The sequence below is a fragment of the Candidatus Latescibacter sp. genome, assembly GCA_030692375.1.
In the GTDB taxonomy this organism is placed as follows: Bacteria; Latescibacterota; Latescibacteria; order Latescibacterales; family Latescibacteraceae; genus JAUYCD01.
In genome coordinates this window covers 1-11097 of the sequence record JAUYCD010000038.1, presented here as the reverse complement: position 1 = coordinate 11097, position 11097 = coordinate 1, and the positions used below count along the sequence as shown (strand labels likewise).

The window sequence follows — 11097 nt, the reverse complement described above, 5'->3', positions numbered from 1 at the left end:
GTATGACGTATAAAAAGAGCATCCTCTCCGATATCGCTGCCGTAGACGATGCGGAGATAGCTTCCCCAGCTTTCATAGACCACCCCAAAAGAGCTTTCGGATTTGACCGTATTCCAGAGGCTTAGTAAGTCATGGGAAGCGGCCTGGAAGGCGTGGCTCTTCAGTCCAAAATCTTTTACTATTGATTCGCCGGTTGGATGCAGTATCTCTTTACGTAAGAAATACCGGTCCAGCCAGTAAAAAATTTCCTCCGCATTCAGCTTCTTCCAGTCGCATTCTTCCAATACCACCAGAGTGACATCATCCGGCGATATACCCTGCGCTTCCGGATTTGCCGGCAACGGCGTGTAGGCAACGAATCTGACGCCATCGGCGGCGATGCAGAGATACGGTGTGCGCCTGGACGGCGGCTCTTTCGACCACAGGATGGCGGTATACCGTTTGAGCTGCTCCTCCGCCTCGCTCCGGTTTTTGGGAAGAGCGTGTTCAAATTCAATAATTATATTGCCGAAAAGATTGTCCACCTCTCCCCGGAGGATGCGGTCCTTCTCCCGCACCTTTACCGAACTCTCTATGCCTGCGCACCAGGAATCGATGAAACCCGGCTCCACATGCAGGAGCTTTTGCACCAGGGCGGTGAAACGATGAGAACGGGCCTGCTCTTTCTGCATCTTTTCTATCTCAGAAAGATATGCAGATATTTCAGGCTCCCAGATGCTTGCCCGTCCATCGGCAAAACGAACAGCTTTTTCCGCTAATTTGGAAGCTTTTTTCACTTTCTAACGCCCATCCCGTTGTGTGTGTACCCTTTTTGCCAACTCATATGCTGCCGCGATACGGATTATCTTCACATCAGAAAGCCCTTTTATCTCAAGAAGCTTTTCCAGAGGTTTATCCGCCAATCCTTCCAGCGAGCCATAGAGTGCAATCACTTCCTCGGCAATCCTGAGAGCCGGTTTGCCTTTTATCCCCGTTGAGATAAGTATGGCTAGCAGCTCGCTCTCGGATAATCTGCCTGAACTAAGCTCCCGCAATTTTCCCCCGGGATGACTCCAACTCCCCTTCATTTCCCCCACCTTTATTCCTGTCTTTTTTTACCTTCGGTCCTATCTGTATTTGTCCCTTATAGTTAGTGTATCTCCACTACAATATCTCTTCCCGTTTGTCTGGAGTAGGTTTCGTTTATTCGGTCACTGTAGTGATCTTTCACCCAGGATACCGAATCCGGGGGTGCAAAGATCACAATGCGTTCTCCTTCCACCTGCATCAGGCGGAGAGGTTCAATAAACGCCTGATAGGAATACATGTTCATAGTATCTTTCAAGTCCGCAAGCACCTTCTTAAATACCTGCATCTCTTCAGAGGAGATGGTACTCTTAAGCGCTTGTTTCTCACGATCAAGGATATGATCAACCTTTTCCTTTTTTATACGAGCAATTTCCTTTTCTCCAGAAACATTTTTCAAATCCCGGATTAGATCATCAAGAGCCAGGTGCATGGTATGTTTAACCAGAGAAAAGCTTTCCGGTCGGGACCGTGAATTTTTAAACGTCCATCTCACGGCATACTGTATATCATCATGAGAAAAACCGGAATCAAGAAGCTCAAAATAGTCAAGAAGAGACTTGCGGTAAAGAGCACGGGAAACTACGCCAAATCCGATAGAATCATAAAATTCGTCGATTGAGGATACCGCGCGCGCAAGGTGTGTATCTATCATATATTTAGATATGTTTTTAGGAAAGGGTTCCATGGATTCGAGGATGTTATAAATGCTTGCGCCGGAAAAATATAGAGATTGTATAGAAAAATTTTGACCTCCAGAATCAATCCTGTTGACCTCTAAAAATCGATCCCTCCCCCCTTTATTTTCTTCACGTTTGGAATTTAGAAATTGTAAATTCTTATCGAATAATTTTTGAGAAGACCTGGAATGATCCTGCATTGGGAGAATGTTAGAATATAGACCCCCAATAAAAGCAATGGTATTCTTTGCAGAAGAATTTTTGCCAATCCCTATTTCAGAGGGCAAATAAACACGATAAACTGTAGCCTTGTGATAGTCGCTGAATTCCCTGCAAATGCAGCCTAAAAGCTCTAATTCCAGTATGGCTTTTCTCACAGTCTGCAGGGAAAGGTTGCATGCCCGGGTAAGTTTTGGCAGGCTTTCTGCCGCCCAGTTACGGTTCCAGCCGAATGATTGACGGTACAGACGAAGGTATACCGACTGAGCGGAGGGAGAGAGTTTTGCAAAGAGATAATCGGAAACATCATTGTCCAGTTTGCAGAAATTGGAATGAATGTCGATTACATCGGAAAGATTGTTTTTACTTGAAACGAGATGCTCGGGAGTCGCACGTTCATGGTCAGGTTCAGAATCTGTTTCGAAGGCATGCGGAGAAATATCCCAGGGGTGAGCAGGACGAAAACGCTCGGAGACATCCGGTTTACGAAGCGCCACATTGGAATCAAAGTTGTCGGCCATGGTCTGACCTCACAGAAGCTTATGAGTGTAAAAGCAGACAATGAAACCGTCTTAGGAGACACAAAAGTAAGTGAAACAAAATAACGATAAAGAAACAACCAGTCAAAATAACACCATAGTATTATCAATAATAACAAAACATAACACACAAATAATACAAAAATAATAATAACCATAGTAATAAATACCATATCAAAATATAACACTCTAATAAATATTATTGCAGTTCAAATACTTCATTTACCAAACGGTTGATATCAACAGCAGCTCGTGAAGTAGGAGCATATTCAAATATGGATTTTCCCAGTGCTGTTGCATCGGATAACGTGGTGTTCTGGCGGATAACCGTTTCGCAGACAAATTCAGAATAATTTTTCCGGATAGCGTCACGGCTTCGAATGCAGATATTCATGCTTTCATTATAGCGATTGAGAAAAATATGGATCTTCTTAAGTATGAATTCAAAATCATCTTCGATATCTCTCAACGTTTCAAAGAGAATTTTCAAGCCGTCATAACTGAGAAAATCAGCCAATACAGGAATAAGAAGATCGTCCACTGAAAGAATTGCATTCAGATTCAAAAGTCCGATATTCGGGGGAGCATCGAGAATGATAATTTCATAGGCATCCTCAATATCGGCAAGAGCCCTCCGAAGTTTATATTCACGAGCGTGAAGGTTGGTAAGAGAAAGCTCAATTGGTGAAAGTCCGAGATTTGCCGGTATCAAATCAAGGGTGGAAAGGGCAGTTGATGTTATTACACTCTGAATAGGGTTTTTATTTACAATAACATTATAAAGAGTCTTAGAAAAGGATTCAGGATTGCAGCCCAGGCATTTGGTTAGATGTCCCTGGGGGTCCAAATCAACCATGAGCACTTTAAAACCATGCTGGCCAAGACGATAACCATAATTGGCGCTGATTACACTCTTCCCGGTGCCTCCTTTAAAATTAAGAAATAATTGTTTTCGCTTGCGGGGAGCGGGAGAAATAAGGTTCATTTTCGAACGTATTTCGCGGATATCATCGGCGGAATAGAATCTGTACATGGTTTTTCCACGCTTGATTCGTTGTGCCTTCTTAATTTTGCCTTCCTTTTCCCATTTATAGATCACCGCTTTTGATATACCAAGAAGCGAGGCAAATTCACCGATCGTATAGCGACCATCTTTCATGGCTTTCCCCTATGTAAACCTATATAATCGTTACCGTGATTTCTCTTCCGCTTTTTTCACGATAAGCCTGACGGATAATATCCAGATAGTGATCTTGTACCCAGGTCGAAGATTCGGGTAAAGCCTTTAATACAACTTTATCACTCTGCGCTTCAACAAGAACAAGCGGCTGAATAAAGGCAATAAAAGACTGTTCGTTGAGAGAGTTTTTTAAATCTTCTGCAATTTTCTGCCAGAGCTGCATATCTTCGGCAGAGAATGTTGATACAGAAAGGTTATTACGCGGAAGATTTCTTCGCACGGCTTCTTGTTTTTCTGCTGTAAAAGTTGAATCTGTAACAGGATTCAGTTCTTTTATGTAATCATCCATGGCCAGATGCATGGTATGTTTTATCAGAGAAAAACTATCCGGCCGGGACCGTGAATTTTTAAAGGTCCACCTTACCGCATATCGAATGTCATCCTGGGTGAATCCGGATTTTACAAGGTCAAAGTAATCGAGAAGCGATTTTCGGTATTGAGACCGCGAAACGATGCTGTATCCGATGGATTCATAGAATTCATCTATCGTTTCAACCGCCAGCGAAAGATTTGTATCGTTGATGTAATGGGAAACATTATGAGGAAGAGCGCCTCCGGTTTCAAGAATGTTTGCCACATGAATTTCAGGGAAATAATGCGAGTAAATGAAAGCGTCGAAATGCACGGCATCTGGAGGTTTGTTATTGAGATCTATTTCATTGGCTTCTCGATATAGCATATCCGAATCAACAATATTATTATTTGGTATGTTATTATTTTGACGTCTATTATATTTTGTGGTATTTTTATGCTTTCCATATTTACCCATTCCGATTTCGGAGGGCAAATATATACGATATACAGTAGCCTTATGATAATCACTGAATTCTTTCCGAATGCATCCCAGCTGCTCCAGTTCCCGTATGGCTTTCCTCACTGTCTGAAGGGAGAGATTGCATGACTTTGTCAGTTTGGGGAGACTCTCTGCCGCCCAGTTACGGTTCCAGCCGAAAGACTGACGGTACAGGCGTAAATAAACTGATTGGGCTGATGGAGAGAGTTTAGCAAAAAGATAATCTGTTACATCGTTATCAAGTTTGCAAAAATTGGAATGTATGTTAATTGCATCAGAAAGATCATTTTTACGGGCATATATAGGCTCGGAACTAACTGGAACAGTTTCGGGTAATGAAGACTCCGGTAATATATCAGGAACAGCGGTATTGATTGAGGCTTCAGTGTTGATAGGGCCCAAAGCTTCTTCTGATAGCACAAATGGAGCATGAGTGTCTTTCGACAGATTTTGGGATGAGTCGGGAGAAATGTCCCATGGATGTATCGGACGGGTGCGCTCGGCTATATTGGGTTTGCGGCGAGCCACATTGGAATCGAAATTGTCAGCCATATATAGTCTCACAGGAGCGCGGCAGAAGCCGGTGCCGGTTTTCTATAAAATATCGAATGATAAATATAATTTCTGGTATTGTGTTTAAGACCCTGGTAATAATTGTTATTGTATAAATACTCAATTATGTATTACACGTATAAATATCAACAAATAATAATATGCTATAGCATTTTATACCATGTCAGAATTTAACATTCTATATTTTACCGTGCTATTATTTTATCGTTTTTTTGATTTCGCTTTTTAAATAAATTCAGTCATCCTATATTATTGCAGGAGTTTTGATTATAAACTTGATAATTCGTTACAAATAGTATATTTTAAAGTGTAAAATATTCTTAATGAATACCTGTAATATAGTTTATACGACCTGATTCATTTGAAACTATAGTATATTTCTAGTATTAACCCTTGTCAAGAACTTTTTATATGTATTTTGATGAGATAACTATCAATTATTGTATATTAAATGAGGTATAGAGTCTATATATGTATAAATAGCATGGTTTCTTTTACAGTTTCTGACGGCGTTCTATTACCCGGCCTATGAAAGTTATTTGTTTTTCTTCAAGAACTATCGGGGGATATTTTTCATTTTCCGGCTGCAGAAGAATTTTCCCTTTCGGCAGGAAAATTACTGTTTTCAGAGTTCTTTCTTCACGGTTGATCGCCACTGCAGCAATTGAGCGATTGATAACTGGAGTGTTAGGCGAGATAATGACGATATCTCCTGAATTTATCCGGGGACTCATACTGTCGCCGTCTACGATGAGCGCAAAAGCATTGGGATCTGTAACCTCGCCGCGGTCAAGGAATTCTTCGCCAAACCCGGCAGGATATTCCCCATCAGACCAGGCGACGGGGTTTCCTCCCGGGATTTTTGAAAGCAGAGGAATTCGATCGGGGCGGCTCGGAGTTCCGGTCAAAAGATAATCGGTAGTGGTGGTTAGCGCCCGTGAGAGTTTGACCAGCGCTTGGGAATTGGGTACTTTGATCCCTCGCAGGTAGTTGCGTATGGCCACCTGTGTGAGTCCGGTTTGCCTCGAAAGTTCTGCTGCATTAGCTATCTCGCGCCTTTTCATCTGGTATGCAAGTCTGTCTTTTAATTCCATTCATTTCTCCTCAGTTACGATATTCCGAATCCGGAGACGGTCGCGTCTTTTCTTGGCTTCGAGTTCTTTCTCAAGACGGCGTTCTTCATTAGCACTCGCTGCCGCTCCTGGAGTTTTCTTTTCAGGTTGATGCGGGAATTCACCCACATGCATAAAATATAAAGCTAACAATGGTTTGTCAAGAATTATTTTCACGAAAACATCAGAAGCCAAACGAACGGTAGCGCAAAGAATTAGACTGGAAAACCTTTGGGGGAGTAAAAAAATATTATACTATGGCATGTATAAAATCTTTGACAAAATACTATATCTTGTATATTTTGCGTAAAAATGAGAAAGCCTCCTTGACGGAGGCTCTCTCACGCTCGCCTGTTAAGTGCATTGTGTCTCCGCCTGGAGCGGAGATGGTCATATTTTACATAAATCGAGACGCAATGTCAAGAAAAAATGTTTTTATTAAGATCCCCCCGCCGCTAAAAGGCGACCCCCTTATTGAAGGGGATAACTCATTGCCTGCCAGCGCGTTTCCATACTTATAAGTGAGGATGCCGAAGGCAAGGGGATCATTTCTATTTCATCACTATGATTCTTTTTGTCTCAGAATACATACCTGCCTGAAGCTTGTAGAAATACAATCCAGAAGCATATTTTCCTGACTTAAAACTAGTTCTATGTGGTCCTGCTGTTTGGAGTTCATTATTTACCAAGCTTTCTAACTTTTGTCCTTGCATATTAAAGACCTCAAGTAAAACTTTTTCTGATTTTGGAATAGAATATTCTATTATTGTTGAACCATTAAATGGATTTGGGTAGTTTTGAGCTAGACTTGGGTTAGGAAAAGGAATTGGCCTGTTTTTATCATCTTTAACAGAAGTAATTATGGGTCTTATTAGAACTAAATTTGGGTTTGCGTATGTTAAAGTGGAGTTGCCGTTTGAGTCGATTGAGAAGTTTGTAATTATCGCTCCAATTCCTCCATTTTGATTAAAACTAGAATAAGCATATAGTGCTATTACGCTATTTTTTGGTAAATCCCAATCTCCAATATTTAGTTTACTATCATTTTGTGGTTCAACAGGATTTAAATCTTCCTATTTTAAAGGATTATCGCCAACTAAAACTGCATTTACAGAGTGCCCAAAATTTGGTGGACTAAAAATTGATATTCCATAAATAGGAAGATTAAATCTACCGATATCTTTTATGTTAAATTTTGAAGGAAATGTAATATTGGGAATATTTGAATTTAAACCAGATAAATTTATAATTAATTGATTTGTAAAATCATAGCAAATCCAATCAGGATAATTATAAAGAACCTTGCTTGTCCAATCTATCTTTAAGCATTTATCCAGCCATGCTTCTCTTTCCTGCTTTGTTTGAAGCTTGTTCCAATGACCTGGGAGGTATGCTATTTCTTTATTGATATATTTTAAAACTAAATCTCCATCTGCCTGTGTTATTACTCCATCTCCATCTCCATCTGCCCTGTCAAACTCTCTGCTTCCGAGCAGGGATTTAATCTCTATGGGTTAAATTCCCCGCCGCTTGCGGCGTTTGAAAAGAATAAACCTAACAAGATACCCCGCTGCTTGCGGCGGGGAGTTTCATTTGTAGTATAATCTACATTTTGACCTGTCTTTTGCATTAGTTCTTCTAATTGTGGGTCTGTTGTCTTTTTGCCGAGCATTAGCTGTATTGTCTTGTAATCTTCTATGTCTATTTTATTGTCTTTATTTGCGTCTCCGCTTCCATAAGCGACTAAGGTTGAGTCATTTGGTTGTATAAAAGGGTTGAATATATGCAATGAATCTTGCTGGGAAAGTGCTGGTTTTGCAAGCCCTGTAAAATTTGTATAAGTTTGCACATATTCTGTTTTATCCAGTTGCTTGACATCATGCCTTTGGCTCTCTAAACCCTGTGCAGAGGCTGATATGGTTTGAAATGTTAAGATTATATATATTAGTGCACTAAGTAGCCCGATGCTTTTCACCCCGAACTCTGAAATTTGGGACCTCGCCCCAAAAAAAATACGAGCCACTATTTCTTCTTTGCTGTTTACGGGAAAGGACATTGTATAGCCTCAATTACCCGAATAAATTACATATCTGTTTCAACTAACAGGTTGCGAGCGGTTTTTCCAGTAACCAGGCTTTCGCCTGAAATGGGTGACAGCGATGACCTCGATAGTCTCGGACTTTTCTCGATAGACGATAAAAAAGGGGAATCGCCGGAATAAAAATCTTCGTGTTCTGTGAACGTATAGAGGCCATCTTTCCGGCGTTTCGGATATTCTTTCCACTGCGGAATCCATCTCGGAAAGAAACGCATCGGCAATTGTGATGTTTCGTTCACGATACCATTGCACCGCCGCTTTGGCTTCTGCGACCGCTTCCGAGTGAAAAACCACAGTTCGAGAAGACATTAGCGAACCATAAGATGATGTTTAACTTCGAACCAGGGGATGGTCTTCGCAGTGCCTTTATCAAGTTCCCTGATACGCTTCAGGATCTCCGCTTCCCAAAGAGACTCGGCGTTTTCATCCATCTCTTCATTCAGACTATCAAGCAGCGAACCGATAAGGGCGGCTCGCGCTTCCTGAGGGAGTTCAAGAGCCTCTTTGTAGATTTCAGCCGCATTGTGTTTCATATCTGTTATTGCTCCTTCTGGATTTTCTTTGGTTTTGCCGCCCCATACACTATGAGAATATTAAGCAAACGAGCTACACTTTCGATAATTTAGATAATTTTTTACGGCTTTCAAAATCATTTTATTTTGCAGTTAATTACTGCGCCGAATTCACCCTACCACCACCTCCGCCAGTTCCGCCCACCGTGTCGTGTAGCGGGGCGAGCGTCGGTTGAACTTGGTTTTCCATGGCCGCTGAATCCCGGTAACCGCAAAGGTGAGGGCGCCTGCGCCGTGACGTGCGTTCACTTCATCGAGTGCGAACATGAGGCGCTTGTCAAGGTCACGGTTGCGGGCGTCGAAAAGGTCGGTCTGAATCCGGCCCCAGGGAACCAGGGCATCGAGGATGATCCCCGCCTTGTAGAACCGGTATCCCTTACGGTATATGCGGTCGAGGCAGATGAGGGCGTACTGGATAAGCTCCGGGGTGCAGGCGGTGGGAACCGGCAGCTCCATCGCGGTGGAGTTCGTGTACTGCGGCTCGTCGCGGAAGCGGTTGGTCATGATGAAGATCATCAGCGCCCCGGCGGCTAGGCGCTCACGGCGCAGTTTTTCACCGGCGCGGGCGGCGTAGGCCGCTACCGCCTCCTGCATGCCGCCGAGCGAATCCACCAGTTTCCCGAAAGACCGTGACACCGTGATTCCTTTCTTGGGCGGCGGGCACATCTCCAAAGTGAGGCAGGGGATCCCGCGAAGCTCTTCGACAATCCTCACTCCCACAATCCCCATATGCTTTTTCACCCAGCCGGTTTCCGCATTCCGGAGATCGAGTGCGGTCTCCACCCCGTTTTTCTTCAGAAAGCGGGTGTAGCTCCTCCCCACACCCCAGACGTCCTCCACCCCGGTCAGAGCGAGCGCGTGTTCCAGGTGCGGCGAACCGGCCAGATTCAGCACGCCATCAGCTTTTTTCGACTTCTTGGCGATGCGCTGCGCTATCTTGGCGATGGTTTTGGTTTCCCCGATCCCGATCGATATGGGCATGCCGACCCATTTTTTTACCGTGGCGCGCATGGTGCGGCCGTACTCGGTCAGGTCGAGATGCCCGAAACCGGCCAGTTTCAGAAATGCCTCGTCGATGGAATACACCTCGATCTCCGGCGAGAACTGCGCCATCGTTTCCATGACCCGCCGGGAAATGTCGCCGTAGAGCGAATAATTCGAGGAATACGCATACACCTCCCCGCTCTCGATGAGGTGGCGGATTTTGAATGCCGCTATCCCCGGCGGTATTCCCAGGGCTTTGGCTTCGTTCGAGCGGGCAACCACACAGCCGTCATTGTTGGAAAGCACCACTACAGGCTTTCCTTTAAGCCGCGGATTGAATATCCGCTCGCAGGAAACATAGAAGTTATTGCAGTCGATAAGAGCGTACATAGTATTAACAAATCAGCCTTTTAAAACCTGTCTGAACCAGTGATTCGAATGATAGAAGCCTGATAAATACCTGATAAAACAATCATCTTTTATCATGATAATCACGCGCATCACCGGTTCAGACAATCCCTGATTTTCAGAATTCATGAATCACGCTGGTAACCACTCCCCAGACCGCAAAATCCATGTCTTCATGGATCGGGATGGGTGCGAACTCAATGTTGTCGGATACGAGATACAGGGCGCCGTCGGTTTTCCGAATGCGTTTGACCGTCAGCTCGCCGTTTACCGCCGCGATCACCACGGTGTTGTCCCCGGCCTCCAGAGAACGGTCCACAACGAGAATATCCCCGGTGTGAATGCCGGTGTCTTTCATAGAGTCGCCGACCGCCCGGACAAAAAAGGTGGCCGAGGGGTGCTTGATAAGGTAAGTATTGATATCGAGATTTCCCTCCAGGTAATCATCGGCAGGGGAGGGGAACCCGGCGGGAACCCTGGCCATGAACAGCGGCTGGCGGCAATCGGCTGTGGAGATGGGGGAAAGAACTCTGGTAACCAGCATAGTCTGCACTGCTCCGTGAAAGCGATACCGTCTGTACCGGAAAATTCCGGCGGCGTCAGGTGTAAGAAATAATATAGTGTAAGATTTTATCCTTGTCAAGAGGTTTAATAAAACTGGCCATCCCCCATTTTTTTTCTTTGGCGACAAATATGCCATGCTATTTATATGCTCTAAAGACAAAATCCCCCCGCCGCATAAAGCGGCGACCCCCTTGTTAAGGGGGTAAGATACTGCCTGCCAATATGTTTCCCCCCTTAAAAAGGGGGGATG

The 11097-nt window shown here is 43.9% G+C and carries 12 protein-coding genes; all 12 read right to left on the bottom strand.

Features of this window, described 5'->3' with window-relative positions; genetic code table 11:
• Nucleotides 1-776: hypothetical protein (locus tag Q8O92_02475; GenBank protein ID MDP2982180.1), on the bottom strand; the 776-nt coding region annotated here is incomplete at its 3' end.
• A 3-nt stretch (nucleotides 777-779) separates the two neighbouring features.
• Nucleotides 780-1034 carry a hypothetical protein gene (locus tag Q8O92_02470; GenBank protein ID MDP2982179.1) on the bottom strand — a complete coding sequence of 85 codons (255 nt, stop codon included), beginning with the start codon at nucleotides 1032-1034 and terminating at the stop codon, nucleotides 780-782.
• A 95-nt stretch (nucleotides 1035-1129) separates the two neighbouring features.
• Nucleotides 1130-2485: a DnaA N-terminal domain-containing protein gene (locus Q8O92_02465; GenBank protein MDP2982178.1), complete on the bottom strand. Its 1356-nt coding sequence runs from the start codon at nucleotides 2483-2485 to the stop codon at nucleotides 1130-1132.
• Between the two features lie 217 nt (nucleotides 2486-2702).
• Entirely contained in the window at nucleotides 2703-3662 is a 960-nt protein-coding gene (locus tag Q8O92_02460; GenBank protein ID MDP2982177.1) for an AAA family ATPase, read from the bottom strand.
• Nucleotides 3663-3681: 19 nt separating this feature from the next.
• The gene (locus tag Q8O92_02455; GenBank protein MDP2982176.1) at nucleotides 3682-5088 is read right to left on the bottom strand and encodes a DnaA N-terminal domain-containing protein; all 1407 of its coding nucleotides are present in this window, start codon (nucleotides 5086-5088) and stop codon (nucleotides 3682-3684) included.
• Nucleotides 5089-5603: 515 nt separating this feature from the next.
• A complete protein-coding gene (locus Q8O92_02450) occupies nucleotides 5604-6203 on the bottom strand; it encodes a LexA family transcriptional regulator (GenBank protein MDP2982175.1) in 600 nt (199 codons plus the stop codon).
• On the bottom strand, nucleotides 6204-6398 hold the full coding sequence (locus Q8O92_02445; protein ID MDP2982174.1) for a hypothetical protein: 195 nt from the start codon (nucleotides 6396-6398) through the stop codon (nucleotides 6204-6206).
• 1330 nt (nucleotides 6399-7728) lie between these two features.
• Entirely contained in the window at nucleotides 7729-8277 is a 549-nt protein-coding gene (locus Q8O92_02440) for a hypothetical protein (GenBank protein ID MDP2982173.1), read from the bottom strand.
• Between the two features lie 39 nt (nucleotides 8278-8316).
• Nucleotides 8317-8628 carry a type II toxin-antitoxin system RelE/ParE family toxin gene (locus tag Q8O92_02435; GenBank protein ID MDP2982172.1) on the bottom strand — a complete coding sequence of 104 codons (312 nt, stop codon included), beginning with the start codon at nucleotides 8626-8628 and terminating at the stop codon, nucleotides 8317-8319.
• The gene (locus Q8O92_02430; protein ID MDP2982171.1) at nucleotides 8628-8852 is read right to left on the bottom strand and encodes an addiction module protein; all 225 of its coding nucleotides are present in this window, start codon (nucleotides 8850-8852) and stop codon (nucleotides 8628-8630) included. Before Q8O92_02430 ends, Q8O92_02435 begins: the two co-directional genes overlap by 1 nt.
• Before the next feature lie 150 nt (nucleotides 8853-9002).
• Nucleotides 9003-10265 carry a Y-family DNA polymerase gene (locus Q8O92_02425; GenBank protein MDP2982170.1) on the bottom strand — a complete coding sequence of 421 codons (1263 nt, stop codon included), beginning with the start codon at nucleotides 10263-10265 and terminating at the stop codon, nucleotides 9003-9005.
• 136 nt (nucleotides 10266-10401) lie between these two features.
• On the bottom strand, nucleotides 10402-10827 hold the full coding sequence (gene umuD, locus Q8O92_02420; protein ID MDP2982169.1) for a translesion error-prone DNA polymerase V autoproteolytic subunit: 426 nt from the start codon (nucleotides 10825-10827) through the stop codon (nucleotides 10402-10404).
• Nucleotides 10828-11097 lie beyond the last annotated feature (270 nt).